Origin of the sequence: Priestia abyssalis (genome assembly GCF_002019595.1) — a bacterium.
GTDB lineage: Bacteria > Bacillota > Bacilli > Bacillales > Bacillaceae_H > Bacillus_BA > Bacillus_BA abyssalis.
The window spans coordinates 1,304,647-1,331,134 of record NZ_KV917369.1; the positions used below are offsets into that span (position 1 = coordinate 1,304,647).

At 41.0% G+C, this 26,488-nt stretch carries 26 protein-coding genes; 22 read left to right on the plus strand and 4 right to left on the minus strand.

Annotated features, from left to right (window positions below; all coding sequences use genetic code 11):
• Window positions 1-66: 66 nt before the first annotated feature.
• Complete coding sequence (ypjB, locus tag BK575_RS06055) at window positions 67-834, plus strand: sporulation protein YpjB (RefSeq protein WP_078409361.1); 768 nt, start codon at window positions 67-69, stop codon at window positions 832-834.
• 187 nt (window positions 835-1,021) lie between these two features.
• Entirely contained in the window at window positions 1,022-1,702 is a 681-nt protein-coding gene (locus tag BK575_RS06060; RefSeq protein ID WP_078409362.1) for a zinc metallopeptidase, read from the plus strand.
• 384 nt (window positions 1,703-2,086) lie between these two features.
• Here BK575_RS06060 and BK575_RS06065 read toward each other — a convergent pair whose 3' ends face one another.
• A complete protein-coding gene (locus tag BK575_RS06065) occupies window positions 2,087-2,959 on the minus strand; it encodes a YitT family protein (RefSeq protein ID WP_078409363.1) in 873 nt (290 codons plus the stop codon).
• A 141-nt stretch (window positions 2,960-3,100) separates the two neighbouring features.
• Here BK575_RS06065 and BK575_RS06070 point away from each other — a divergent pair, with 141 nt between their 5' ends.
• The 19 genes from BK575_RS06070 to BK575_RS06160 all read left to right on the plus strand — a co-directional run bounded on the left by BK575_RS06070 (window position 3,101) and on the right by BK575_RS06160 (window position 21,336).
• A complete protein-coding gene (locus tag BK575_RS06070) occupies window positions 3,101-3,451 on the plus strand; it encodes a nucleotide pyrophosphohydrolase (protein ID WP_078409364.1) in 351 nt (116 codons plus the stop codon).
• Window positions 3,448-4,248, plus strand: coding sequence for a 4-hydroxy-tetrahydrodipicolinate reductase (gene dapB, locus BK575_RS06075; RefSeq protein WP_078409365.1), 801 nt, complete (start codon window positions 3,448-3,450; stop codon window positions 4,246-4,248). The genes BK575_RS06070 and dapB overlap by 4 nt, the downstream gene beginning before the upstream one ends.
• 14 nt (window positions 4,249-4,262) lie before the next feature.
• On the plus strand, window positions 4,263-4,673 hold the full coding sequence (mgsA, locus tag BK575_RS06080; protein WP_078409366.1) for a methylglyoxal synthase: 411 nt from the start codon (window positions 4,263-4,265) through the stop codon (window positions 4,671-4,673).
• A gap of 3 nt (window positions 4,674-4,676) precedes the next feature.
• Entirely contained in the window at window positions 4,677-5,384 is a 708-nt protein-coding gene (bshB1, locus tag BK575_RS06085) for a bacillithiol biosynthesis deacetylase BshB1 (protein ID WP_078409367.1), read from the plus strand.
• The gene (gene bshA, locus BK575_RS06090) at window positions 5,381-6,505 is read left to right on the plus strand and encodes an N-acetyl-alpha-D-glucosaminyl L-malate synthase BshA (protein WP_078409368.1); all 1,125 of its coding nucleotides are present in this window, start codon (window positions 5,381-5,383) and stop codon (window positions 6,503-6,505) included. The genes bshB1 and bshA overlap by 4 nt, the downstream gene beginning before the upstream one ends.
• 7 nt (window positions 6,506-6,512) lie before the next feature.
• Complete coding sequence (locus BK575_RS06095) at window positions 6,513-7,718, plus strand: CCA tRNA nucleotidyltransferase (RefSeq protein WP_078409369.1); 1,206 nt, start codon at window positions 6,513-6,515, stop codon at window positions 7,716-7,718.
• Entirely contained in the window at window positions 7,688-8,674 is a 987-nt protein-coding gene (locus BK575_RS06100) for a biotin--[acetyl-CoA-carboxylase] ligase (protein ID WP_078409370.1), read from the plus strand. Before BK575_RS06095 ends, BK575_RS06100 begins: the two co-directional genes overlap by 31 nt.
• 260 nt (window positions 8,675-8,934) lie before the next feature.
• The gene (gene panB / locus BK575_RS06105; RefSeq protein WP_078409371.1) at window positions 8,935-9,768 is read left to right on the plus strand and encodes a 3-methyl-2-oxobutanoate hydroxymethyltransferase; all 834 of its coding nucleotides are present in this window, start codon (window positions 8,935-8,937) and stop codon (window positions 9,766-9,768) included.
• A gap of 1 nt (window position 9,769) precedes the next feature.
• Window positions 9,770-10,615: a pantoate--beta-alanine ligase gene (panC, locus tag BK575_RS06110; protein ID WP_078409372.1), complete on the plus strand. Its 846-nt coding sequence runs from the start codon at window positions 9,770-9,772 to the stop codon at window positions 10,613-10,615.
• Window positions 10,616-10,628: 13 nt separating this feature from the next.
• Window positions 10,629-11,012, plus strand: coding sequence for an aspartate 1-decarboxylase (panD, locus tag BK575_RS06115; protein ID WP_078409373.1), 384 nt, complete (start codon window positions 10,629-10,631; stop codon window positions 11,010-11,012).
• Window positions 11,013-11,333: 321 nt separating this feature from the next.
• On the plus strand, window positions 11,334-14,156 hold the full coding sequence (gene dinG, locus BK575_RS06120) for an ATP-dependent DNA helicase DinG (RefSeq protein WP_078409374.1): 2,823 nt from the start codon (window positions 11,334-11,336) through the stop codon (window positions 14,154-14,156).
• Window positions 14,157-14,158: 2 nt separating this feature from the next.
• Window positions 14,159-14,983, plus strand: a complete 825-nt coding sequence (locus BK575_RS06125) for a ComEC/Rec2 family competence protein (RefSeq protein WP_078409375.1) — start codon at window positions 14,159-14,161, stop codon at window positions 14,981-14,983.
• Window positions 14,984-15,194: 211 nt separating this feature from the next.
• Window positions 15,195-15,365, plus strand: a complete 171-nt coding sequence (locus tag BK575_RS06130) for a YpmA family protein (RefSeq protein ID WP_078409376.1) — start codon at window positions 15,195-15,197, stop codon at window positions 15,363-15,365.
• Between the two features lie 332 nt (window positions 15,366-15,697).
• The gene (locus BK575_RS06135) at window positions 15,698-16,186 is read left to right on the plus strand and encodes a cell wall elongation regulator TseB-like domain-containing protein (RefSeq protein ID WP_169907578.1); all 489 of its coding nucleotides are present in this window, start codon (window positions 15,698-15,700) and stop codon (window positions 16,184-16,186) included.
• An 88-nt stretch (window positions 16,187-16,274) separates the two neighbouring features.
• Window positions 16,275-17,459: a pyridoxal phosphate-dependent aminotransferase gene (locus tag BK575_RS06140; protein WP_078409378.1), complete on the plus strand. Its 1,185-nt coding sequence runs from the start codon at window positions 16,275-16,277 to the stop codon at window positions 17,457-17,459.
• Window positions 17,460-17,610: 151 nt separating this feature from the next.
• On the plus strand, window positions 17,611-18,903 hold the full coding sequence (gene asnS / locus BK575_RS06145) for an asparagine--tRNA ligase (RefSeq protein WP_078409379.1): 1,293 nt from the start codon (window positions 17,611-17,613) through the stop codon (window positions 18,901-18,903).
• A 341-nt stretch (window positions 18,904-19,244) separates the two neighbouring features.
• The gene (locus BK575_RS06150; RefSeq protein WP_078409380.1) at window positions 19,245-19,946 is read left to right on the plus strand and encodes a DnaD domain-containing protein; all 702 of its coding nucleotides are present in this window, start codon (window positions 19,245-19,247) and stop codon (window positions 19,944-19,946) included.
• A 204-nt stretch (window positions 19,947-20,150) separates the two neighbouring features.
• Complete coding sequence (gene nth / locus BK575_RS06155) at window positions 20,151-20,810, plus strand: endonuclease III (RefSeq protein ID WP_078409381.1); 660 nt, start codon at window positions 20,151-20,153, stop codon at window positions 20,808-20,810.
• Window positions 20,803-21,336: a YpoC family protein gene (locus BK575_RS06160; RefSeq protein ID WP_078409382.1), complete on the plus strand. Its 534-nt coding sequence runs from the start codon at window positions 20,803-20,805 to the stop codon at window positions 21,334-21,336. Before nth ends, BK575_RS06160 begins: the two co-directional genes overlap by 8 nt.
• Window positions 21,337-21,356: 20 nt before the next feature.
• Here the strand turns inward: BK575_RS06160 and BK575_RS06165 are convergent, their stop codons facing one another.
• Both BK575_RS06165 and recU read right to left on the minus strand, forming a co-directional pair.
• Window positions 21,357-24,053 carry a PBP1A family penicillin-binding protein gene (locus BK575_RS06165; protein WP_078409383.1) on the minus strand — a complete coding sequence of 899 codons (2,697 nt, stop codon included), beginning with the start codon at window positions 24,051-24,053 and terminating at the stop codon, window positions 21,357-21,359.
• Between the two features lie 62 nt (window positions 24,054-24,115).
• A complete protein-coding gene (gene recU / locus BK575_RS06170; protein ID WP_078409384.1) occupies window positions 24,116-24,712 on the minus strand; it encodes a Holliday junction resolvase RecU in 597 nt (198 codons plus the stop codon).
• Window positions 24,713-25,010: 298 nt separating this feature from the next.
• On the opposite strand from recU, the gene BK575_RS06175 reads away from it, so the two are divergent.
• Window positions 25,011-26,003 (plus strand): DUF2515 family protein, encoded by a 993-nt coding sequence (locus BK575_RS06175; RefSeq protein ID WP_078409385.1) that lies wholly within the window; start codon window positions 25,011-25,013, stop codon window positions 26,001-26,003.
• 190 nt (window positions 26,004-26,193) lie between these two features.
• Here the strand turns inward: BK575_RS06175 and BK575_RS29285 are convergent, their stop codons facing one another.
• Entirely contained in the window at window positions 26,194-26,316 is a 123-nt protein-coding gene (locus BK575_RS29285; protein WP_268877704.1) for a hypothetical protein, read from the minus strand.
• Between the last annotated feature and the right edge of the window lie 172 nt (window positions 26,317-26,488).

The following is a 26,488-nucleotide window of genomic DNA, read 5'->3' on the forward strand; positions in this document are numbered from 1 at the left end:
AAAGAAACAGGTCTACTCTTGTCCACCTCTACATAAAGTTTAGTAGAACTTAGAGGAGGGACAAGAATGAAGGGGAAAATAATCGTGATGGTGATGCTTATTTTATTGAGCCTCCAACCGCTGACATATGCAGAAACGATAAATGAAGGAGTGCTCAATGAGTTATCGGATGAGGTGCTGCAGCTTACAAAACAGGAACGATATGAAGAGGCGGCTGCTTTGTTAGAGCAGTTTCCTCAGAGATTAGAGCAATCTCGTCATGATTGGCTAAAGTTGTCGCCCGAAAATATTCGAATGTTAACGGTTATCCATGAAGAAGCATCAGCCGCCTTGAAAACTGATGCATTGGAGAAAGCCGAAAAGGTAAGAAAAGTAACTAGTTTCCGCCTCTTGGTAGATGCCCTTCAAAGTGAACATCAGCCCCTTTGGACAGAGATGGAAGGGACCATAATGGGGGCATTCAGTCAATTAAAGACAACGGTGTCCACTGGAGATGAGCGTTCTTTTGAGGACGAATATCATTCTTTTTTATCACAATATGAAATGATTCTTCCAAGTGTTCAAGTTGATATAAGAAAAGAATACGTTCAGCGCATGGATGCCCATCTGGCGTTTTTAAATTCACCTTCAAGTATAAACGAACAGTCCCGATTGAAACAACTGGAGCAGATGGAACAAGACTTGCAAAATTTATTTCATAAAATGAAAGAAGAAGAGATCAGTCCTTCCCTTATATGGATGATGGCGACTACCGGAAGTATCATTGTTCTTACATTATCATATGTAGCTTGGAGAAAATATAATGGAGATAAAGTGCAATATACGACTCCATAAGCCGTCTTTTTAATGTATGAGAGCGTGTGGGAAAGATTCACCGACTAATACAAAACATTGGCTAATAAGATCCTATCATGTAGGCGTGATGGATTTTTATGAAAAACAATTACCTTATAAATTGACAGAAAAAGAAGACATTGACTACAATATTAACTAACAAAATGAATTTGCTGGAGGCTGTATAATGGGTTATTTGCTTTATTTTATTTTGCTGATTATTGTGCCGATTTGGGCACAAATGAAGGTGAGAAGTGCTTATAAGAAATATTCGCGCATCGCTAATTCAACAGGTGTAACAGGTGCAGAAGCAGCGAGACGTATTTTGGATGAAAATGGACTTTATCATGTACAAGTAGAGCCAGTTGGAGGTTTTCTATCCGATCACTACGACCCGCGTTCTAAAACGGTTCGTTTATCCCAGGAGAATTACTACGGGCATTCTGTGGCGGGAGCGGCTGTAGCAGCTCACGAAGTAGGCCACGCCATTCAAGATGACCAAGGCTATGCGTTTTTACGTTTCCGCCATGCACTAGTTCCTGTCGCAAACTTTGGTTCAAACTTATCATGGATTTTCATTATGATTGGGATTTTTGCACAATTAAGCAATATGCTGCTGCTTGGTATCGTATTTATGGCAGCGGCTGTATTGTTCCAGGTGGTTACATTGCCGGTTGAGTTCAACGCTTCAAGCCGCGCCATGGATCAGCTTGTATCAACGGGGATGATTCGTAATGAGGAAGAGCGCCGTGCACGAAAAGTGTTAAATGCTGCAGCCCTCACATATGTAGCAGCAGCAGCCGTAGCGGTATTGGAACTCGTTCGACTTGTCTTAATTTATACAGGAATGACCAACAGCGAAGACTAAAAAAACGCAGCCTTGACCAAGGCTGCGTTTTTAGATTGTCGATAAACTCTCTAGGATTCTCGATAACCTGAACTGTTCTGCTTTTTTTACTGTCCAGCTACGCAAGCTATGCTCTACGGTCATTCCACCACCTCCCACGAAGTCAAAAAGCGACTTCTCGTCGGCGGTTCCACTGTCCTACGAGCATGAGCGAGCTTGAAGCACATAGATGTGCAAACGAAGACGTTGCAACAGGACGTTGCGTTTTTAGTCTTCGTTCCTTTTGCTGTCCAGCTACACGAGGCAGCCCCTACGGTAATTTCGCTTCTTCCTGCGGAACCAAAAAGCGGTTCCTTCTCAGAAGCTCCAATTTCCTATGGGGCTAAGCAGCCTCGTTTCGCTTTTCTATCGTTCGATCGGCATTTTATTTTCATCTAATGTAAAGCCTTCACCTAATACGTCATGGACATCGCTGACGGCGACGAAAGCATGGGGATCAATAGAAGTGATGACTTGTTTTAAGCGGAAAATTTCGTTTCTGCTTACAACGCAGTACAGGATATCTAAATCTTTTTTCGAGAAAGAGCCTTGCCCTTTGAGTATGGTTACCCCACGGTCCATTTCCTTCATAATTTTTTCAGCGATTTCGTCATTCCGACTGGAGATAATGGTTGCTCCTCTTGCAGAATAGGCCCCTTCTTGCATAAAGTCGATGACTCTTGCCGCCACGAATACCGCGACGAGTGTATACATGGCTTCTTTATAATTTAAGTAAAGAAGCCATGAAAGAGTAATGACGACAAGGTCAAACAAAAACATCGTTTTCCCCATATTCCATCCGATATATTTTTGGACGAGACGAGCAATGATGTCGACGCCTCCTGTTGTACCTCCATTCCGAAAAATAATTCCTAAACCGATTCCGATAAACACCCCTGCAAACAGTGCTGCGAGCGTCATATCATCTGTTAAGGGCATTTCTACCGGATAGCGCTGAAATATCCATAAAAACAAAGACAAGCTGAATACGCCAATCATTGTATAAAAAAAGGATGTGCGCCCCAACAGCTTCCATCCCACAAAAAACAGGGGAATATTTAACACTAAATTTGTAATGGAAGGATCAATAGTAAATAAAAAGTATAAAAGCAGTGTGATCCCAGTAAAACCGCCTTCTGCTAAATTATTTTGCATGTTAAAATTAACTAGTCCAAAGGCGAAAATTGCTGAACCCAGTAAGATGAAAAAAATATTTGATAATTTCAGCCCGTTTAACATAAGTAACCTCCTGCAATTGGTTATATTGGCTACTATATATAATAGTGGAAAGTTTTGATAGTAGCAAACAAACTCAAATGTTTGTCAAAAACCCTCTGTTTGGCTAACATGTAAAAGAGAATGTAAATGAGGTGAACATAAATGGGCGAGAAGACTATACAACAAATGCAGCAAGAAGTGGATCAATACATAAGCCAGTTTAAAGAAGGATATTTCAGCCCGTTGGCTATGCTTGCGCGCATGACGGAAGAACTGGGTGAATTAGCGCGGGAAATCAATCATTATCACGGGGAAAAACCAAAAAAGCAGTCAGAAAAAGAACGCACAATAGAAGAGGAGACGGGCGATCTTTTATTTGTACTTATTTGCTTTGCTAATTCGTTGAATATCGATTTGCAGGAAGCGCATGATCGCGTCATGCATAAATTCAATACACGTGATAAAGATCGCTGGACTAGAAAAGAAAATGAAGAAAAGGGGCAGACAAGATGAAACCAATTCGTATTGTATTAGCAGGTCCTAGAGGCAGAATGGGAATAGAAGCGTTAAAGCTCATCCAAGAAACAGAACAGTTTGAATTAGCAGCGGCGGTGGATCGTATTCATGAAGGAAAATACATAAATGAGATCGAAGGACTACCTTCCATTCAAGCTCCCATTTATACCGATATTGAAAAATGCTTCCAGGAAGTACAGGCAGACGTATTAGTGGATTTAACAACACCTGAAATAGGCCGCTTTCATACAAAAAAAGCGTTAGAGTATGGCGTACGTGCTGTTGTAGGGACAACTGGATTTTCAGAAGATGATTTAAAGGACTTAAAAGAAGCAGCAGAAGAAAAAGGAATTGGCTGCATCATTGCTCCAAACTTCGCGATCGGTGCTATCTTAATGATGAAATTTTCGCAAATGGCAGCTAAGTATTTCAGTGATGTGGAAATTATCGAACTTCATCATGATCGAAAATTGGATGCCCCATCTGGTACAGGATTAAAAACGGCGGAGCTCATTGCGCAAGTAAGAGAGACGAAACAGCAAGGTCATCCTGAAGAAAAAGAGTTGCTGTCTGGAGCGCGGGGGGCCAATTATGACGGTATCCGCCTTCACAGTGTCCGGTTACCTGGTTTGATTGCTCACCAAGAAGTGTTATTTGGAGGATTTGGACAATCATTAACGATTCGTCATGATTCATACAACCGAGAGTCCTTTATGTCTGGGGTCAAGCTGGCGGTGGACACGGTGATGAAAGTCGATACACTGATTTATGGTTTGGAAAATATCATTGAATAAAGGGGATCCTGCCAATGAAAATAGCCTTAATTGCGCATGATAAAAAGAAAAATGACATGGTTCAGTTTACGACAGCATACAAATATATTTTAGAAAAACATAATCTTTACGCAACGGGAACGACGGGATTACGAATCGCAGAGGCAACAGGACTGACTGTTCATCGTTTTTGCTCAGGCCCCCTTGGCGGAGACCAAGAAATCGGTGCTTTAATTGCCCAAAATGCAATGGATATGGTCATTTTTTTCCGTGACCCTTTAACGGCCCAGCCGCATGAACCAGATATTTCTGCCTTAATGCGCCTTTGTGACGTATACGCAGTTCCTCTTGCAACTAATATGGGAACAGCTGAGATATTAATTCATGGTTTAGAACGCGGAGATTTGAATTGGCGTTCAGTCATTCATGAGAAACAAGGAGAATAACTAATGCAGCTAGATATATTAGCTTTTGGAGCTCATGCCGATGATGTAGAAATCGGCATGGGCGGAACGATTGCCAGATTTTCAGAAGAAGGGTTAAAAGTAGGGATTTGCGATTTGACACATGCAGAGCTTTCTTCAAACGGGACTGTCCAACTGCGCAAACAAGAAGCTGAAAAAGCGTCACAGCTTTTAGGGGTACATGAACGCCTTCATCTTTCTATGCCAGATCGAGGTCTCTTTTTAACAGAAGGTCATATTCGCCAGATTGTGACAGTTATCCGGAAGTATCGCCCTAAACTTGTATTTGTCCCTTACGCGGAAGACCGGCATCCTGATCATGGAAACTGTGCCAAAATCGTAGAGGAAGCATTCTTTTCAGCCGGTATCCGCCATTATCAAGACGATGAAGAGCTGCCTCCGCACCGCCCGTCCGCTCTTCATTACTATATGATTAATGGATTTCATAAGCCGGACTTTCTTGTGGACGTATCTGGTACTTTTCAAAAAAAGCTGGCCAGTCTGCAAGCATATGAAAGCCAGTTCGTAAAAAGAGACGACAGCGTCAACACGCCTCTCGTAAACGGGTATATTGATACGGTGGAAAGCAGAGAACGATTATTTGGAAAAGAAGCGGGTGTGTTATATGCGGAAGGGTTTTTGACGAAAAAACCACTGCTTCTGTTTCATGATTTGGTAGGAGGGGCAGAATGAAATTAAAAATTGGAATTGTCTGCTATCCTTCTGTAGGAGGATCAGGTGTTGTAGCAACAGAGCTGGGAAAGGCTCTGGCGGAGAAAGGACATGAAATTCATTTTATTTCATCGAGCATGCCTTTTCGGTTAAATAAAATCTATCATAACATCTATTTCCATGAAGTCGAGGTCAATCATTATTCTGTATTCAAATATCCGCCTTACGATTTGGCACTTGCGACCAAAATTGCAGAAGTAGCCAAAAGGGAGGAGCTTGATCTTATTCATGCCCATTATGCAATCCCTCATGCCGTTTGTGCATTTTTGGCAAAACAAATGACAGGAGAACATCTCAAAATTGTGACCACGCTGCATGGAACAGACATTACTGTATTAGGTTCAGATCCTTCATTAAGCGAGTTAATTAAATTCGGTATTGAAAAATCGGACGCCGTTACAGCGGTTTCAAATGCTCTTGTACGAGAAACATACGATTTAATTGCCCCAAATCAAAAGATTGAAACCGTCTATAATTTTATCGATGAGCGTGTATATCGCCAAAAAGAAGTTCAGTCTTTACGGAAAGAATACGGAATCTTACCAGATGAAAAAGTCGTCATCCATGTGTCAAACTTCCGCCAAGTCAAACGAGTGCCCGATGTTGTCAAGGCATTCCATCTCATTCAACAAGAAATACCTGCTAAGTTGTTGCTCGTTGGAGATGGACCGGAGATGACCGTGGTATGCCAGCAAGTTCGCAACTTGGGTCTGCAAAATCGCGTATTATTTTTAGGCAAGCAGGAAAATGTTGAGGAATTATATTCAATAAGCGATTTAAAACTTCTTCTATCAGAAAAAGAGAGTTTCGGGCTTGTCCTGCTTGAAGCGATGGCATGCGGAGTGCCGTGTATTGGAACAAATGTTGGCGGTATTCCAGAAGTAATCGTAAACGATCAGACGGGATATGTGTGCGAACTGGGCAATGTGGAAGACATTGCAGCGAAAGCATTACATATTTTAACTGAAGAAACGCGTTTGCAGCGAATGTCTGAACAAGCAGTGGCAATGGTAAAAACAAAATTCGATTCTCAAGAAATTGTCAATCAATATGAAAAGATTTACTATGACGTGATTGGGTGATAATAGGATGAAGCAGCCTTTTCTTGAAGCACTTCCGGTTATCGAAACATTGGAAAAAGCAGGTTTTGAAGCTTATTTTGTTGGCGGCGCCGTTCGTGATGCAATCATCGATAGACCGATTGGAGATGTCGATATTGCGACATCTGCGAAACCCGAACAAGTAATGAATCTGTTTGATAAAACCATTCTTGTTGGAATGGAGCATGGAACTGTCGTCGTTGTTCACGAAGGAATTTCTTATGAAGTGACAACATTTCGCACAGAAGGCACATATGAAGACTTCCGCAGGCCTTCATCTGTGACCTTCGTTTCTTCACTTAAAGAAGATTTACAGCGGCGCGATTTTACGGTCAACGCCATGGCAATGGATAAAAAAGGTGTCATCATTGATCCATTTAACGGACAAAAAGCCCTTCAACATCGAAAGATTGAAACGGTTGGAGAAGCGAAGGAGCGATTTCATGAGGATGCGCTAAGGATGATGCGGGCCGTTCGTTTTATGAGTCAGCTTGGTTTTACAGTGGAACAAAAAACAAAAGAAGCCATTGTCGAGCACGGGCATTTGCTTCAGCACGTTTCAATTGAAAGAACATCGGTAGAGTTGGAAAAGTTGATGCTCGGGCGCAAACCCGGGGATGCATTCTCACTACTCATCGAAACAGGTTTATACAAATATTTGCCTGGTTTTTCTCTAAATGATGAAATGAAGAGAAGGCTTTGTGCCTGCCAATGGGGCAAAGCAACTGATGTAATAGAAAGTTGGTCCATAATTCTTATTCTTTTAGGAGTTCATGAAACAAATGCCTTTTTAAGAGCCTGGAAGCTTCCTAACAAACGTATTAAAGATGTACAAGCTGTTATAGCAGCGTACAGTGAAAGGAAACTTCAGCCATGGGATAAAAGAACCGTATATCTGTACGGATTAGATACGGCCCTTCATGTGAATAGAGTAAACCTTATGCTGCATAGCGGCCTGGATGAAGAAAGTCTCATTCGATCTATACATAAAGAGCTTCCAATCCATTCGTTAAAAGATTTAGCCGTAAATGGAAAAGACGTCATGGCCATCTGCAGGAGAAAGGGCGGCCCGTGGCTTTCCGAGTTGCTGCAAAAGATTGAAATGAAAGTTGTACAAAAGGAACTGCCGAATGAACGAGAGGCAATAAAGGAGTGGCTCGAATCTTGCAATCAGATATTAGACGAACCTTGTTAGACATGTTTACAAACTCGGAAGATGAATATGTGTCCGGCCAAAAAATCAGCGATATGCTTGGATGCTCACGAACAGCGGTGTGGAAGCATATCGAAGATTTGCGTAAAGAAGGATATGAACTGGAAGCAGTGCGAAAAAAAGGATACCGCATTGTTCAAAAACCTGACAAAGTAAGCGAAAATGAATTAAGACTAGGATTACATACGAGTCGAATTGGGCAATCCATTCATTACGAAGAAACAGTGGACTCCACCCAAAAAATTGCCCACCGTCTCGCACAAGAAGGGACAGTAGAAGGAACGGTCGTGGTGGCGGAAGAACAAACCGCAGGGAGAGGACGTTTAGATCGTGCCTGGTATTCTCCAAAGCATACAGGCGTGTGGATGAGTATCATCCTAAGACCTTCTCTGCCGCCTCAGCGTGCCCCTCAGCTGACATTGATGGCGGCAGTGGCTGTCGCACAGGCGATTCAGGAAGTAACTGCTATTTCCCCGGATATAAAATGGCCTAATGATATTTTGATCAATGGCAAAAAAACAGTTGGGATTTTAACGGAAATGCAGGCGGATTCCGACCGAATTCATTCCGTCATTATCGGGCTGGGAATTAATGTGAATCAACAGAAGGAACACTTTGCTCCAGCAATTCAAGATATTGCGACTTCCTTGAAATTGGAAACTGGCAGAGAGATTAACAGAGCACTATTGATGCAAACCATTTTTTTAAAGCTGGAACAACTGTACGATGAGTATTTAGCAAACGGTTTTAAGTTAATTAAGTTATTATGGGAAGCATATGCGGTAAGCATCGGAAAGCATATTATCGCCAGAACGTTATCGGGAACAATTGAAGGGTTTGCTAAAGGAATTACGGATGACGGAGTGCTGCTGCTGGAAGATGCACATGGAAATATGCATCAAATTCATTCAGCTGACATTGAATTGGCCCGTCGTTGAAAAATTTTACTGGCCATTCGTTGTGAGATTTCTTATAATACGGGTGAAAGGGTAGTATCTCGCGAACTGCACCTTTCACCCGTATTTTTATTTTTTATTTAAATATATTTGGATTCTGCCTTGATCCAAAAGCAGGACTAGGACAGAGGGATGATCATGACCGGATAGTGTTGTTTTCTCTCCTTCTTTTCTGCTGAAAAGAAGGTTTTTATTTTGTTCCGGGACGTTCATCTCCTCTTCAAAAAAAGGAGGAGCAATGAATGAAAACAAAAACAGAGTTTATGAAAATGAAAGAACAAAGTGAACCGATTGTCATGTTGACGGCGTATGATTTCCCATCTGCAAAGCTGGCAGAGCAAGCGGGAGTCGACATGATTTTGGTAGGCGACTCATTAGGGATGGTCGTATTAGGCTATGAGTCTACCATTCCGGTTACAGTTGAAGATATGATTCACCATACAAAGGCAGTTAAACGCGGGGCAAAAAACACTTTTATTGTAACAGACATGCCGTTTATGTCTTATCACATTTCAAAAGAAGAGACGATGAAAAATGCTGCACGCCTTATGCAAGAAGGAGGAGCACATGCTCTTAAAGTAGAAGGAGCAGACGATGTCCTTTTTACAATCGCCGATTTAACACAAGCGGGTGTACCTGTTGTTGCCCATTTAGGCCTAACCCCTCAATCTGTTGGTGTACTCGGCGGTTATAAAGTGCAAGGAAAAGATGCAGAAGCGGCGAAAAAGCTCATTCAAGATGCGAAAAAGTGTGAACAAGCAGGTGCGATGGCTCTTGTCTTGGAATGTGTGCCGCATCAGCTTGCAGCAGAAATCAGCCAACAGCTTTCCATCCCAACGATTGGAATTGGCGCCGGAAGCGAAACAGATGGACAAGTTCTAGTCTACCATGACGTTCTCACATACGGGGTAGAGCGGGTGCCAAAGTTTGTAAAGGCATACGAACAGCTTAACGAACCGATCGTTAGAGGAATCGAACAGTATGTGCAGGAAGTGAAAACGAAAGCATTTCCGGCAAGAGAGCATTCCTTCACAATGAAAGAAGAAGAGCTTGAAGCTTTATATGGAGGAAAATGAGATGAAAGTGATTCGTACCATTCCTGAGATGCAAACATCTGTGAAGCAAGAGCGAAGAGAAGGAAAAACGATTGGTTTTGTGCCAACAATGGGTTATTTGCATGAAGGCCATTTGACGCTGCTTCAAAAGGCGCGGGAAACAAATGATATCGTGGTGCTCAGTATTTTTGTCAACCCGACTCAGTTCGGTCCGAATGAGGACTTTGATGCCTATCCAAGGGACTTTGAACGCGATGAAAAACTCGCAAAAGAAGCAGGGGTAGATTATGTGTTTTATCCGGATGTAAGGGAGATGTATCCAAAAGAAATGTCTATTTCCGTTTCTGTTCAAAAACGAGTGGATGTTTTGTGTGGAAGCAAACGGGAAGGGCATTTTGACGGTGTGGCCACCGTTTTGATGAAATTGTTTAATATCGTTAATCCCGATCAAGCGTATTTTGGAATGAAGGATGCACAGCAAGTCGCAGTCGTAGACGGGCTTATTCATGATTATAACTTCCCGATTGAACTTGTTCCGGTGGAAACGGTTAGAGAAGAAGATGGTCTTGCGAAAAGCTCAAGAAATGTTTATTTGACAGAGCAGGAAAGAAAAGAAGCCCCTGCGCTATATGCTAGTTTGCAGGCGGCAAAAGAGCGGATCGGTCAAGGGGAGCAAAACCCCCAAGCCATTCTTTCTTTTGTAAAAAACTATATTGAGACACATACATCGGGAATTATTGATTACGTTCAAATTTACTCTTATCCGCAATTGACAGAGATGGACAAGCTGGAAGGGAAGTTGATTCTTGCCCTTGCGGTTAAATTTTCAAAAGCTCGTCTAATTGATAATATCACATGGACTGTATAATGGAGGTTGTCTTATGTTTCGAACGATGATGAATGCAAAAATACACCGTGCAACGGTGACGGAAGCAAATTTAAATTATGTGGGGAGCATCACAATCGATGAAGATATCATCGATGCGGTCGGCATAGCGGAAAATGAAAAAGTGCAAATCGTCAACAATAACAATGGAGCCCGCTTGGAAACATACGTCATTCGCGGTGAACGTGGAAGCGGTGTAGTTTGCTTGAACGGAGCCGCTGCCCGCCTTGTTCAACCGGGCGATGTTGTCATCATCATTTCTTATGCTCTCGTTGCAGAAGACAAAGTGGCCAACCATGAACCTACTGTGGCGATCATGGGGGAAAACAACCGTATTCAACAATTGATTAAACAGGAGCCAGCTGGTACAATTCTTTAAGAACGTGTATATGAAAGCCCCGTATTTTTCGGGGCTTTCATATACGCATCAAATGAATCGTCATGAAGAATATGAGGAAGCCAATGATTCTTTCTGACGATTCATTTGATAAAGAAAACTTCCATCAGTGGGGGGCTTTCCTGCCCGTTAATGCGGGATAAAAAGATTCATAAAGTTGAGAAAGACCTTTCCGTACATGCCCATGTTTATCGGGAGTGTTGGCGAAAAGGTCTGTTTCATTTTCAATGTCAAACGTTTTCTCATACATACACAACTCACGCTGATTCATACTACAATTAAGAGATGAGTGAGGTGATAATCGTGAACAAGCGATTTGTTGTGATAGATTTAGAAACAACCGGTCATTCACCTAAACAGGGGGATAAAATCATTCAGCTGGCTGCCGTGATAGTAGAAAACGGAAAAATCGTCGAACGATTTTCGAGTTTTTTAAATCCATCCATGCCTATCCCTGCTTTTATCGAGCAATTGACCAATATTCACGATGATATGGTAAAAGATGCTCCTTTCTTTGAGCAGATTGCTCCCCATGTACTGAAGCTCCTGGATGAAGCATATTTTGTCGCACACAATGTCACGTTTGATTTGTCATTTTTGCAAGCAGAATTAAACGAATCCGGATATGGGACTTTGTATAACTCCACGATTGATACGGTAGAATTGGCCCGGATGTTATTACCGACAGCTGAGGGCTATAAGCTGAGCCAATTGGCAGACGATTTAAATCTTAATCATGAAAACCCGCATCAAGCGGACAGCGATGCTGAAGTAACAGCCTATGTGCTTTTGGCTCTTCTTGAAAAACTGCAAACCTTGCCGCTTGTCACATTAAAACAGCTATATGCCCTGTCTCTTCATCTTAAAAGTGAGATTAGTGAGCTGATTGAAGAAATCATGGAAGAAAAAGAAGCCGTTTTAAAGGAAAATGAGCAAGCCTTTCATCTCATCCATGGCGTTGCCTTAAAAAAGAAACCGCCTCTTGACGAAAATCTAGAGGAACAGTTATATTCCTTTGAGGAATTTCACGAAATGAAAGAAGAGTCTTTTACCAAGGCACTTCCCCATTACGAGAATCGCCCTATGCAGGAGTCGATGATGAAGATGGTCAATGAGGCTTTATCGACTCACCAGCATGCTTTAGTCGAGGCTGGTACAGGAACAGGAAAAACATTGGGTTATTTAATCCCGTCTGTTTTTCATGCAAAACAGCAACAAAAACCGGTCATTGTTTCTACCCATACGGTATCTTTACAACAGCAAATTATGGACCGTGATGTTCCAATTTTACGGAAATTGATTCCTTTTTCTTTCCAAGCGGCTATTTTAAAAGGGCGTCATCATTATTTGAATTTAAGAAAATTTATAAACTGGTTAAAAGAAAGAGAAACTAATTACGATGCTATTTTATCCAAAGCAAAAATTCTTGTTTGGTTAACGGAAACGGATACGGGTGATATTGATGAAATCAATTTGCCTTCAGGAGGAAAGCTGTTTTGGGAACGTATTAACGAAGACCATCCTTCGCCCCTGGATTTTCGCTACCCGTGGGTGAAGTTTTCTTTTTATGAACGAGCCAGAAAGCGCGCAGATGAAGCCCATCTTGTTGTTACTAATCATCGTCTGTTATTTATGGATTTGATGAGCACCCAATCGCTTCTTCCTGATTATGACAATGTGATTATGGACGAAGCCCATCATATTGCAGGGATTGCAGGGGAACAGTTCGGTGTCCAAATTGATTATTTTCAAATAAATTCTTTATTGTCTCGCATTGGCACATTAGAGAAGGATGGTTTGTTCAAAAATGTAAAGGAAATAGTCGAAAAAGCTTCTTTTTCGACCGTACCTAACGTATATCAACTTCATCTCCTCATAAAGGACCTTCAAACTGAGTTGGACGATTTATTTCGTTTTATTCATGCGTTTGTATCAAAACGAGTGAAAACCGAAGAAGCGGGACGCCTCAGCTTTTATTGGAATAAGAAAACCATGAATGATCCTGGCTGGTTTGGTGTTCGCGAATTGGCAGCAAGAGTACAATTTTTACTGCATGATTTTTTACATGAATTTGATCAACTAAAAACGGCACTCGAACAGCTGAAAGTAGAATTAACTAGAAAAGAGCAAGGGGTCTTCTCGGATTTTTACGAGACTTGTGAAGAGGTGGAACAAATTAAGGTAAAGCTTCATCATTTGTTGCTTTCTGAAAGAGAAGAGGAAGTCACCTGGTTTGAAATAGAGCCTAAGGGAGCTGCCAATGCGGCCTTTCTATACAGCCAGCCAATCAATATAAGCGAGCATTTGGCAGACTTATTTTTTGCGAAGAAGAGAAGTGCGGTTTTAACCTCGGCTACCTTAACCGTTAATCGTTCTTTCGATTATATGATACGGGAACTTGGTCTTTATGATTTTCAGCCGCTTCAGCTGACGGTTCCATCACCTTTTGATTATTATAAACAGGCTAAAATTTTGATTCCACAGGATATGCCGTCGATTAATGCAGTTTCTTTAGAGGAGTATAGTATGATTTTAGCAGAGAGAATCATTGATATTGCTTCCGTCACAGAAGGCAGGATGCTCATTTTATTTACCTCCTATGACATGCTGAAAGAAACGTATTCCTATGTCAAAGAATTGAACCAGCTAGACGAATATGTACTCTTAGGCCAGGGAGTCTCAAGCAGAAACCGCACTCGACTTTTAAAAGACTTCATTCAATTTGAAAAATCCATTTTATTTGGAACGAGCAGCTTTTGGGAGGGAATTGATATACCGGGCCATCATTTATCTTGCTTGGTTATGGTACGTTTACCGTTCTCGCCTCCAAATGAACCGGTCATGGCAGCTAAAACCGCTAAACTCAAGCAAGAAGGCTTGAATCCATTTATGGAACTTGCTTTGCCGCAAGCTATCATTCGATTCAAGCAGGGGTTTGGCCGCTTGATTCGTACGAAGAATGATCGAGGAATCATGTTTGTGTTGGATAATCGCATTTCAACGACACAATACGGAAAATACTTTTTGCGCTCTCTCCCTCTGATGAACATAAGTGAAAAGCCATTTGACCAGTTATTAGGGGAATTAAAAGAGTGGTGGGTACATTCTAGTAGTATGGAGCGATGAAGATGTTCAAAAAGCTGTTTATAATCTTCTTAGCTTGTCTTTTTTGTCTTAACATGGAAAAAATCGTACAGGCAAGTAAGATTGAAAATATCGAGTTTGAGCTGAGCGAAGATGAGGCCGTTTTAACATTTTTTCATTTGTCAAAAGGAGAAGCCGCTTTAATGGTGGACGGCCACGGTCATTCTATTTTAATTAACACAGGCCATGCTTCTGCTGAAAAAGAACTATTTAGCATGCTCGACTTATTTCAAGTAAAAAAGCTGGATACGATTATAGTGACAAGACAGGAAGAGGGGTATGATGACAATCTAGAGTCTCTTTTTAAACAATTTTCACCTAAAACCATCTATGTTCCTTCTTCTTATACAAATGCTCTCCCTTTTTTAAAATTGGTCAAATGGAAAAAAGGAGATCGCCAATTGTTTGGTAAAAGGTTAATGATACAAGTTCTGAATGAAGAACAAGAAGAGACTCCTTCAATAGATTTATCCATTAAGTATGGAGAAAATCATATTTTCTATATGACGAATTATTCGAAACATAAAGAGGAACAGCTGTTGAAGGAAAAATTAGAAGATGTGAATGTCGTCAAAATGCCCAACCTTTCGAAGGGAGAAGCTTTATCGGAAAAACTGGTAGAGCATATGGATCCACAAACAGCCATTTTTACGGCCCCTAAAGACCTTCAACACGGCAGCCAATTTATTGAATATTTGTATGAACTATGGATTGATGTTTACTTTGTCCATCAAATGGGGACAGTTTCAATGAAGATGAACGATACCCATTATGAAATCATCACTTTTCCGGTCTCGGAATATAAGTAACGAGAAGCTGATTTTAAGACGCAAAAAAAAAGCAGCTGTATAAAGCTGCAAATGGATGGTGCGGGGCAGGAAGTATATATAGTAGTTTTTTTAAAGGTCTTGATTTTGTGTAATCATCATGCGACTCCTTGCCGCATGTGTAATTATATTGTGGCCAAAGCAAGAGGGGTTATGACTAACAATTTTGGGAAGGAAATCGAGGAGGATTAAGATGGAAAGCAGAATTCAAGTATTATCAACGGTTCGTGTTCAAAACTCTCCGGATTTATACAAGCTGGTGGATAGTTTAAATCGCACCTTAAAAAAACAGGATCTAATGTTCGGACTGGCATTGGATCAAAATGACAAGGACAAAGCCATCTTCACCATTTACCGTACATAAGAAAAGAAAAGCGAAACGAGCCCGCTTAGCTCCATAGGAAATTGGAGCTTCTGAGAAGGAGTCGCTTTTTGACTCCGCAGGAAGAAGCGAAATGACCGTAGGAGCTGGCTCGTGCAGCTAGACAAAAAGAAAAGCGGAGGCGACCGGTTAGCCCCGATAAGCACTGGCAGTTTTCATAGCGAAGGCGCTCTTTGCCTTCGAAATGAAAATTGAAGTGACTCGAGGGGCTGGGAGCCGCAGCCGGACAAGAAGAAAAGCGGAGGCTTCTGTTCAATCTTGAGAGACATTGGAATTCAATACAATCTATTAATTAAAAACAAGGAACGATGAGCATGAAAAAATGGGGAATCATTATTTCATTATTTTTAATTTTGGTGGGATTAGGGGCATCCAACCTCTATTTAAAAGCGCTTCAGCCAAAACGTGATGCCGAAAAACAAGCGGTGCAAAAGGCAAGAGAAGCCTACGATTTAGCGGAAGTCAGCAGCACTGACACATACTATGGATCCCATACGTACTATATCGTAAAAGCAAAAGATAAGAAAAATGAAAAAGTTATTGTTTGGGTACCTAAAAATGAGAAAAAACATGATATGATAGTAAAGAAAGAAAGTAGTGGAGTATCACGAGACAAAGTGATATCCATTGTACAAAAAGAGCGAAGCCCTGAAAAAATTAAATCAATTCGCTTAGCCATGGAAAACAAACTTCCAATGTGGGAAGTCACATATATAGACGAAAAAAACAGTTTTACATACTATTATGTGGATTTCCAGACAGGTGAATTTTTAAAACGTTACAGCATGTATCAAACTTCATAGTGACTTCAGTGCCAGCGACGCTGCTTTTTTGTACGATTCTTAACATTAATAAAAAGTCATACGTTAATGCCTTTAGGGGGAAATCAAGATGAAATTAGCAAAACGTGTATCAGCTTTAACACCTTCATCCACATTAGCGATTACAGCGAAGGCTCAAGAATTGAAAGCAGCCGGTCATGATGTCATTGGCTTAGGCGCAGGAGAACCAGACTTCAACACTCCAGAGCACATTTTGGAAGCCGCAGCTAAAGCAATGAATGAAGGCCACACAAAATACACGCCGACTGGCGGTTTAGCTTCTTTAAAAGAGGCAATCATCAAAAAGTTTGAACAAGATCAGGGCTTGGCGTTTACACCGGCTGAAGTCATTGTATGCTCAGGTGCTAAACACGCTCTTTATACGTTGTTCCAAGTAATATTGGACGAAGGGGATGAAGTCATCATCCCGACTCCTTATTGGGTAAGCTATCCGGAGCAAGTAAAATTGGCGGAAGGCGTCCCCGTATATATAGAAGGACGTGAAGAAAACAGCTTTAAAATTACACCAGAGCAATTGGAAGAAGTGATTACGGATAAAACGAAAGCCGTCATCATTAACTCTCCAAGCAATCCTACCGGTATGTTATACACGCGTGAAGAGCTTCAAGCACTGGCCGAAGTATGCATAAAGCATGATATTTTAATCGTATCAGATGAAATTTATGAGAAGCTTGTGTACGATGGCAATGAGCATGTGTCAATTGCTCAGCTGTCTCCTGAATTGAAAGAAAAAACGATTATCATTAACGGGGTTTCTAAATCTCATTCCATGACCGGCTGGCGTATTGGCTATGCGGCAGGAAATAAAGAGATCATTAAAGCCATGACGAACTTGGCAAGCCATAGTACGTCTAATCCGACATCCGTTGCTCAATATGCGTCAATCGCGGCGTACAACGGAACACAGGAACCGGTTGAAATGATGCGCCAAGCGTTTGAAGAGCGTTTAAATATTATTCATGAGAAATTGATTCAAATCCCGGGCTTTTCATGCATTAAACCGCAGGGCGCCTTCTATTTATTCCCGAATGCTATTGAAGCAGCCAAGTTGACTGGATTTGAAACAGTGGACGCATGGGTAGAAGCTATTTTAGAAGAAGAAAAAGTCGCGCTGGTACCAGGTTCAGGATTCGGTGCTCCTGAAAATGTACGTTTATCATATGCGACATCTTTAGACGTGCTGGAAAAAGCGATCGAACGCATTCAAAACTTTATGACCAATCATATGAACTAATCAATTAGGGGAAAGTACTAAAAGTACTTTCCCCTAATTGATATATTGGAAAAGCTGATTCTCACTTGTGATTCTAAGATGTGAATTGTATAATAAAAAAGATTGTACATATCAAGCAAGGTTTTTGTAAGGTTTTGGAGGGATTATCATCGTGAAAATAACGATTTCAGAGGCAAGCAAATATGTGGGCAAAGAAGTAACAATCGGCGCATGGCTTGCGAATAAACGTTCAAGTGGTAAAATTGCATTTTTACAATTACGTGACGGTTCAGGCTTTATGCAAGGTGTTGTTGTAAAAGCTGAGGTTCCGGAAGAGGTTTTTCAAACAGCGAAAAGCGTGACGCAGGAATCATCTATTTATGTAACAGGTGTCATTCGTGAAGATGAGCGTTCACCATTTGGATATGAATTAACGGTAACCAACTTAGAAGTCATTCATGCTGCTGTGGATTATCCAATTACCCCAAAAGAACATGGAACAGAATTTTTGATGGACCATCGTCATTTATGGCTGCGTTCTAAACGTCAGCATGCAGTCATGAAAATTCGTAACGAAATCATTCGTGCGACTTACGAGTTCTTTAATGAAAATGGTTTCACAAAAGTGGATCCGCCGATTTTAACGGGCAGCGCTCCTGAAGGGACAAGTGAATTATTCCATACCAAATACTTCGATGAGGATGCCTACCTTTCTCAAAGCGGTCAGCTTTATATGGAAGCAGCGGCAATGGCTCTAGGAAAAGTATTTTCATTTGGCCCGACATTCCGTGCGGAAAAATCGAAAACTCGCCGCCATTTAATTGAATTCTGGATGATTGAGCCGGAGATGGCATTTTATGAGTTCGAGGATAACTTAAAAGTTCAAGAAGAGTATGTTTCTCACGTGGTTCAATCTGTGTTGAAAAATTGCTCATTGGAATTAACAACTTTAGGGCGTGATATATCGAAGCTTGAGCAAATTAAAGCACCGTTCCCGCGCATCACGTATGATGATGCCATTGAGTTTTTACAAGAAAAAGGCTTTACGGATATTCAATGGGGTGACGACTTCGGTGCACCACATGAAACGGCTATCGCTGAAAGCTATGATAAACCGGTATTCATCACACATTATCCGACATCTTTAAAACCGTTCTATATGCAGCCAGATCCAAATCGTGATGACGTAGTATTATGCGCCGATTTGATTGCTCCAGAAGGATATGGAGAAATTATTGGCGGTTCTGAGCGTATTCATGATATGGACTTATTGGAACAGCGCCTAAAAGAGCATAATTTATCACCAGACGCTTATAAATGGTATTTGGAACTTCGTCAATATGGTTCAGTACCGCACTCAGGATTCGGCTTAGGTTTAGAGCGTACTGTAGCATGGATCAGCGGTGTCGAGCATGTTCGTGAAACGATTCCGTTCCCGCGTCTTTTAAATCGCTTATATCCGTAACATAAGAAGGTAATAAAAGAGAATGTGTCAAAAGGATAAAATCACCCCTCTTGACACATTCTCTTGAAAGGCCCCGTCATGAAAATCCAGCAAGATTAAGGGTTTCGTAACGGGGCCTTTCAATGAAAATCCATTTTGTAATTCATTAGAAGCTCATGGGAAATCCATTTTTACATAGGCCGAGAAAATTTATTTTCTCGGCCTTATGCTGTCATGTTTAAAAAAGCGTGAATATGAAAATAAAGTTTTTACTCATGTTAAATAATTTATGTCCGGTTATAAGAGAATGGTTAGGAATAACATCATCTGCCGTGATATACTGAATTGTGAGGTGTTCCATTATGGATAAAGAGAAATTCATTGAGTGGATGGAGCAAGGAACGGTTTCCATTCCGAAGTTATTAATGACCCATTATGCGAAAATGGGTTTAAACGAAACTGAGCTGATGACCCTTCTTCATATTCATATGGCTCTCGAAGGCGGAAACGCGTTTCCAACGCCTGAGGAAATTTCAAGTCACATGAGCATCTCGACAGGAACGTGTATGGAAGTGTTAAGAGGTCTTCTTCAACGAGGGTTTTTAGCGATTGAACAACACAATCAAGCTTCTTTTATTACAGAACGATATACGTTAAAGCCGCTATGGGAAACATTGATCCACAGCCTTTTTAAAGAGAGTCAGCAGGATAAACAAGAGCAGCAAGTTCAGCTTGAAGTAAATTTATATACAGTATTTGAAAAAGAATTTGGTCGTCCGCTCTCCCCATTTGAATGTGAAACGTTAACGATGTGGCAAGACCAGGATCACCATGATCCGATCATTATTAAGGCAGCCCTTCGTGAAGCAGTCATGTCCGGAAAGTTGAATTTCCGCTACATCGATCGCATTTTATTTGAATGGAAGAAGAACGGGATTAAGACCATCGAGCAAGCGCGGAGCTACGGCCGCAAATTTCGCCAGCATCAACAACCAAAGAAAAGTACAAGTGAACAACCGGTCCAAAACCCAACTATCCCATTTTTCAATTGGCTCGAACAATAACCTTCATGAACGTAAATCATTGGACATGGGGAAAAAGTATCCATGTTTAATGATTTACGCAGTGACTACAGCCTTATAAAGAGAATGACAGTAAAACGAGGGGGCAGCAATCCTCTCGTTTTTTTAGCTTTATATTTGTTATAATGGTTTACTGGTATGGTATTTTTGCATATAGAATAGATGAAAGTTAAGGTGAGACAAAGGATGTTGACATTAAAAGAAATTCGTCATTGCTTAGATTCGATGGCGGACATGTTTCCTGATGCGCATTGCGAGCTTAATCATGAAAATCCGTTTGAGTTGGTCATTGCAGTTTTGTTGTCTGCCCAATGTACAGACGTTCTTGTGAACAAAGTGACCAAAAATCTTTTTCAAAAATATAAGAAACCTGAAGATTATTTGTCTGTATCGGAAGAAGAACTTCAACAAGATATTCGTTCCATCGGTCTATATCGGAACAAGGCTAAAAATATCCGTAAACTTTGCCAAATTTTATTGGATGAATATAGCGGGGAAGTACCTCCCGATCGAGATGAACTGACGAAGCTTCCGGGAGTAGGGCGCAAAACGGCCAATGTCGTCGTATCGGTCGCATTTGGGATTCCTGCTATTGCCGTTGATACACATGTAGAAAGGGTCAGCAAGCGATTAGGGATTTGCCGCTGGAAAGATTCCGTCCTTGAAGTGGAGAAAACATTAATGCGCAAAATTCCGCAAGATGAATGGTCTGTCACTCATCACCGTTTGATTTTCTTTGGACGGTACCACTGTAAAGCTCAGTCACCTCAGTGTCATGTGTGTCCGCTTCTTGAGTTTTGCCGAGAAGGGAAAAAACGAATGAAGGAGAAGGGGAGAAGTGAATAACATCATAGTAAGCATTCCTCGTCTATTTCAACATCCTTTATTTTTTACACAAAGGGAAATTGAAATCCAAGAGATAGGGGCTTTTGATGAAACTTTAAAGGATATGGCACTTCTGTATGATTTGCTTCATGAAGTAAATAGGGAAGCATGTGATAAGCCCTGGGAAGAGCAGGAAATATATGTACCGCACATATTTGAGCATTGGAAGAAAGAAAAAGGTGAGATCGCAGAGTATTTTAAAAAGCGTGATCGAAACCGGGCATTACAGCCAATGGTCCTTTCATTGGGACATTTCATTAGCGCAGTATTTTGGATAAACAGCGTTCCTGTTCCATCATTAAGTAATCTTACAGAAGAGATTCAAACATTACCTTACAAGCCAATGAATGCAGGGGAGCGGATTGGCTTTTTACTTGACCAACCAAACCAATACCATTCATATGTTCAGCTCGGTGAATTGTATCAAGAGCTGGAAAAGATTTATTATAAACTGCTTACCATGAAAAAACGGACCTCTCAATTTTGATTGAGAGGTCCGTTTTTTGATTAATTGGCAGGATCAGGGTTAACTCCTACATTCCCCAGAGGGTTGTTCGGCTGCTGATTTTGCCCTTGATCTGGAGTTGGCGGGACAGAAGGCTGCTGAGGCTGTTCCCCTGAAGCAGGAGGGGTTTCTGTTTCCTCACCTTCATCTTCATCTTCCGGCGTATTGCCGTTACCATTACCATTACCATTATTGCCATTATTGCCATTGCCATTATTGCCGTTACCATTACCTGGATTGTTCTCCTGGCCAGGCGGTAATTCATTATTGCCATTATTTTCGTCTTCTTCTTCCTCTATTTCTTGATTATCCTCCGGCTCTTCTGGTCCGCCAGGAATCGTTACAGATGTAGAAGAAGAACTGCTGGCACCTTCGCTGACAGCCGTGACGGTAAATCTATAGGTCGATCCAGGATTAGGGTTTGGTATCGTTACGGATGTATCATTCGTTGTGGCAATCGTTTGTGAACCGCCGCCATCAATAGATAAAGATACCTGGAACGACACATCATCACGTTTATCGTCAGGGTAAGACCAATTCACATAAATATGATTGGTTGTCGGATCAAAGTTTGCGGATAAGCCGCTTGGTCTATTGATTTCTTTCTTTTTATAACGTGTAGATACTTTCGTCGGTCTTGTTCCTTTTACAAAGTATTCCGTTGAAACAAGGCTATTCGGTGTATACTCGCTCGCTAACCGAATCGGATGTGAACCTTTTTCGATTTTAGCTGTTACAACACTATCAGGACGTTCAAAGTCGCCAGAACTTTTTCCTTCAGAAACATGGCTCATGACTTTTCGGAAAATTTCCTTGGCTAGCCCTTTTTCCCGATCACTGTAGATGTAATTGTTTTCCGTCGTTTTTTCATATCCTGTCCAAACGGCTAATGTATACTTTGGTGTAAACCCTGCAAACCAAATATCCGGAACACCACCGCTTGGAATGTTATATTGATTTCTCGCTTGTTTTGAGAAGTTCGTTGTTCCTGTTTTCCCAGCTATTTCTAATCCCGGGATGCGGGCAGAACGTCCTGTTCCATCTTCAACAACGGATTCCATCATGGATGTGACCATGAAAGCTGTGTAATCTTTCATGGCAACTTTCGGTTTTGGTTTTAAATCCATCTCCGTACCGTCAGTAAACTTCACTTTTGTGACGGTATGGGGCTTAATGTAAACTCCATTATTACCGAATGCACTGTATGCCCCTGCAAGCTGCATCGGTGTGACCCCATGTTCAAATCCACCAATGGAATAGGATTCCGGAATCTCTTTTTCTAATGGAATTCCTAAACCAACTGCAAAGTCACGGGCACGGTCAGCACCTGCTTCTTGAAACGCTTTTAACGCAGGAATGTTACGGGAGTCTGCCAGTGCATCACGGGCGGTCATCCAGCCTTTATGGCGGCGGTCATAGTTGTTGATCGGTGTACCGTTTGAGTACGTATATGGTTCATCATTGATGGGCTCAGCCGTAGACCATTTTAAATACTCGACTGCCGGACCGTAATCCAAAATTGGTTTGATGGCAGATCCAGGCTGTCTCGGGAAATCGGATGCAAAGCTTAGACCACGGGCTACGCGATTGCGTCCTCCACCAACGGCCTGCACTTCACCGGTTTTTGTATCCGTCAGGACGAAGCCGGTTTGGAGATTATCATTTGGCCAGTTGATAATGTCATTGCTGTTCAGCAATTTTTCAACATATTCTTGTGCTTCTGGATCTAATGTTGTATGGATCTCAAGACCTGCCGAGAACACGTCCATATCTGTCTTTTTCTTTACTTCATCAATTACTTCGTCAACAAATGCGCTGTATTTTTCTCCATCTTCATCCACATTTGTACGTAATGTAGATTGAACAGGCACTTCTTTCGCCTTTGCTGCTTCTTCCTCTGTAATAAATCCGTGCTGAGCCATTAAGCTCAAGACAATGTTACGGCGTTTTGTCGCTGCTTCTGGATTAGCATAAGGGTTGTAAGTGCTTGGTGCTTTTGGCATTCCCGCTAACATGGCCGCTTCATGCAATTCTAGCTTATCGAGTTCTTTCCCATAAAAATATTCAGCGGCTTTTGCTACACCGTGTGCTTTTTGTGCAAAGAAAATTTTATTGAGGTACATTTCCAAAATTTTCTGTTTTGAATATTTTTGTTCCAATTGAAACGCGAGCCACATTTCTTGCACTTTTCGTTTCACTGTCTTATCAGGCGATAAGAAAGAGTTTTTGACAACCTGCTGAGTGATCGTACTTGCACCCTCAGATCCGAAGCCTTCCTTAAAGTTGGCAATGACAGCGCCGCCGATACGGTATAAATCGATACCATGATGTTTATAAAAGCGGACATCTTCCGTTGCGATAAACGCGTCTTTTACCACTTGAGGAATTTCCTCGTATGTAACCAGTGTCCTTCTTTCTACGCCCAGTTCCGCGATTTGATCACCGTTTTTATCGTATACTTTCGATGATACGGGATCTGCGAGCAGGGATTCGTCGATTTTCGGTGCTCCGCTTATAAAAGCAAAGAACGTCGCTCCTCCTGCAACCATTCCAATGATTCCCAAAAGAAGGAAAGCAACAATAATTTTCCGGAACAAGCCTCCTTTTCTCTTTTTGTCCTTAGGCTGCTTTGCTTTGTGTTTATTTTGAACTTGATTTTGTCTTCTTCGTTCTTCACGAGAAGTGTAATTCTCTGACATAAAACACTCCTACCTTTCAACAGATGTAAGAGAATGATTCCGTAAACATATATATCATACTCTTAAAAGTACAATTTATCTATAATTTTAATGTAATCTATTCGAGGATGTAAGCCAATTTGTATCAAATGCCCCTTTTTTTCGACGTCATTTTTCGGGATGGATTTACGTCCTCCTTCTTTTATTTGGTCCCAATACGGAAATAAATTCTTTGCTTCAAATAAGTATAGTTCTTGTACAGAAGTGAACATTAATATGACGAAACAGATTCCATTTTGTTTCACTACTTGCTTCATATGATTGATTTGATGCTCATGAAAGTTTTGCAATGGAAAAGAAGTTTTGTTCTTTGTTTCTTTTGCTTCAAAATCTAGATAGAGACCTTTGTACACCCCATTATAATCGGTAGTGGAGGCTTGTTTGAAGTAGGCTTCTTTAATGACCGCTGCACTCCGTTTCGGATAATCAACATTCACGATTTGAACGGGTGTAGGTTTTTTATGGATCACTGCAATTCCGTGTGTAAGATAAAAATCATTTGTCTCATTTAAATCCTCTTCAAGCATCATGCCGCGATTACTATACGTGTTCTGTTGGCGTGACATCTTCTTGTTCGTTTGTGCTGGCTGATATTTTTTCCCGTTTGGATAACGAATCACCGGCACCCACCTCCCTTTGATGACAACCCATCAAAAATATATATTATATAATAGCAAAAATCATCAGGAAATGGACCGATAAAATGAAGTCAGAAAAGACTGAACTTCGTATGAATATGAGTGAACGGACCTATACTAACATTAGAATTTACCATTTTGTTCAATATATGACAGTTTGGTGAAGAGAATCATCAATTACACATTCAATTGCCGACGGTTCAAAAGTAGGAAAAGCCATTTCTTAGAAAAGAGCCATAAAGCAAAAATATAATACATCTAAGGAAAGAAGGGAGCAAAGATGGATTCCGGGCAATTGCCTTTACAAAAAGAAGAACGGGTCATCCTCCGACAAATTCAACAAAGAACGGCAAAAGCGAACATGGATAACATTTCCCGTACAGAATCTTATGCAAACTTCTATCGTCGACATCCCGAAATAAGATGGTCCTTTTTAGCAAGCATGGTTTCTCGGAATGCCGGATGGAACATGTGTGATTTGGAAGGGAAATGGATGCCGCTTACATTAGATGCCTATACAAGGGCTATTTTATTTTTAACTTATGAGCGGGCGAACTGGTTGATTTTTGCGGATGCGTATCCTCAGCTGCTCCTTTATGAATATTCTCTATTACATGGAAAGCCTTATTTTCATTTGCTTCCATATTGGCGAACATCTCCGTTTGTTCAAAAGGAATGGTTTCTTTTTTGGCACGAACGAAATGAACAAAGACTCCTCACATCTCTCATTATCAATGAACAAAATGTTATCCAAAAACCGGTAATGGATCATCCGTTTTATAAAAAGAAGGTATTTCACTCATTTATGTTTAAATTTCAAGATTGGCTGCACTTCAGCTCCGTGATTTTTCCTACATTGCAAGGGGAGATATTTGGTTGTTCTGTTCATGACTTTTGGAATAAAACGAAGCGGATTGAGCTTGGGAAAAAATTGAGTCTTCTCCTTTTTGAACCGTCGTTATACCCTCGTTTTTTGGAATTTTCCCATCAAGTTGCACATACAGGCTCCCGTGTGGATTATGAACGGTACATGGCAAATAGAAATACAAGGGATACGCCTTTTTTAAGAATAACCTATCCAGTTATTGCGCATCATCAATCTGATGGAAATGAATGGAGAGCTTCTAACCGACAAATTAAAAGATGGTTCAAGTCCGCGCCGTTTCCTGAAAAGGCAAATGTGACGGAATGGTATAAAGAAAAGCAAATGCAGCTGAGGCTTTTAATACAATTGGAGCAATATATTCGACACATAGGCAAGAGAGGCAAATAGGGGCTATTTTGTACGCTAAAAGTGAATGAGAAGAAAACTGAAGAGAACATCCATTTTCTCTTCAGTTTTCTCTTTGCTTCATGCACATGAGTCAAAATCAACACTAGATTTTAACTTAGCCTTGGTTAAAAAAAGCTGCCTTATTCGCATAGAGGCAATTTGACAATAACCAAGTCCTAAGACTGGTTTATTAAGTAGACGGACGATTTGGTCCGTTCAATTTTTTGTCGCCGTACCCCTTTGTATCTGTCACTTGCTGATTTTGCTTCTCTTGCATCTTTTGTTCTAGGTTATTATTATTCGACTTTCGCATTGTGCCACACCTCCTCATCACTATTGTTTGCTGACAAACGGTTTTCATTCTTATTAGAAAATATCGAACCATTTTTTTATGACGCATTATAACTTTCTTTGACGAATAAAAACTAGTTTTGTCAAAGGTGAAGGTAGGATGTACAGGAAGGGAGAATCAGTATATTAAATAA

Bases quoted from the DNA above. Each gene is read 5' to 3' on its own strand.
- panC (WP_078409372.1), top strand. From the start codon at position 9,770: ATGAAAGTGATTCGTACCATTCCTGAGATGCAAACATCTGTGAAGCAA.
- BK575_RS06060 (WP_078409362.1), top strand. From the start codon at position 1,022: ATGGGTTATTTGCTTTATTTTATTTTGCTGATTATTGTGCCGATTTGG.
- panD (WP_078409373.1), top strand. From the start codon at position 10,629: ATGTTTCGAACGATGATGAATGCAAAAATACACCGTGCAACGGTGACG.
- BK575_RS06175 (WP_078409385.1), top strand. From the start codon at position 25,011: ATGGATTCCGGGCAATTGCCTTTACAAAAAGAAGAACGGGTCATCCTC.
- panB (WP_078409371.1), top strand. From the start codon at position 8,935: ATGAAAACAAAAACAGAGTTTATGAAAATGAAAGAACAAAGTGAACCG.
- BK575_RS06150 (WP_078409380.1), top strand. From the start codon at position 19,245: ATGGATAAAGAGAAATTCATTGAGTGGATGGAGCAAGGAACGGTTTCC.
- mgsA (WP_078409366.1), top strand. From the start codon at position 4,263: ATGAAAATAGCCTTAATTGCGCATGATAAAAAGAAAAATGACATGGTT.
- BK575_RS06130 (WP_078409376.1), top strand. From the start codon at position 15,195: ATGGAAAGCAGAATTCAAGTATTATCAACGGTTCGTGTTCAAAACTCT.
- BK575_RS06065 (WP_078409363.1), bottom strand. From the start codon at position 2,959: ATGTTAAACGGGCTGAAATTATCAAATATTTTTTTCATCTTACTGGGT.
- BK575_RS06095 (WP_078409369.1), top strand. From the start codon at position 6,513: ATGAAGCAGCCTTTTCTTGAAGCACTTCCGGTTATCGAAACATTGGAA.
- ypjB (WP_078409361.1), top strand. From the start codon at position 67: ATGAAGGGGAAAATAATCGTGATGGTGATGCTTATTTTATTGAGCCTC.
- BK575_RS06125 (WP_078409375.1), top strand. From the start codon at position 14,159: ATGTTCAAAAAGCTGTTTATAATCTTCTTAGCTTGTCTTTTTTGTCTT.
- BK575_RS06135 (WP_169907578.1), top strand. From the start codon at position 15,698: ATGAAAAAATGGGGAATCATTATTTCATTATTTTTAATTTTGGTGGGA.
- BK575_RS29285 (WP_268877704.1), bottom strand. From the start codon at position 26,316: ATGCGAAAGTCGAATAATAATAACCTAGAACAAAAGATGCAAGAGAAG.
- BK575_RS06165 (WP_078409383.1), bottom strand. From the start codon at position 24,053: ATGTCAGAGAATTACACTTCTCGTGAAGAACGAAGAAGACAAAATCAA.
- bshB1 (WP_078409367.1), top strand. From the start codon at position 4,677: ATGCAGCTAGATATATTAGCTTTTGGAGCTCATGCCGATGATGTAGAA.
- BK575_RS06140 (WP_078409378.1), top strand. From the start codon at position 16,275: ATGAAATTAGCAAAACGTGTATCAGCTTTAACACCTTCATCCACATTA.
- BK575_RS06070 (WP_078409364.1), top strand. From the start codon at position 3,101: ATGGGCGAGAAGACTATACAACAAATGCAGCAAGAAGTGGATCAATAC.
- nth (WP_078409381.1), top strand. From the start codon at position 20,151: ATGTTGACATTAAAAGAAATTCGTCATTGCTTAGATTCGATGGCGGAC.
- dapB (WP_078409365.1), top strand. From the start codon at position 3,448: ATGAAACCAATTCGTATTGTATTAGCAGGTCCTAGAGGCAGAATGGGA.
- bshA (WP_078409368.1), top strand. From the start codon at position 5,381: ATGAAATTAAAAATTGGAATTGTCTGCTATCCTTCTGTAGGAGGATCA.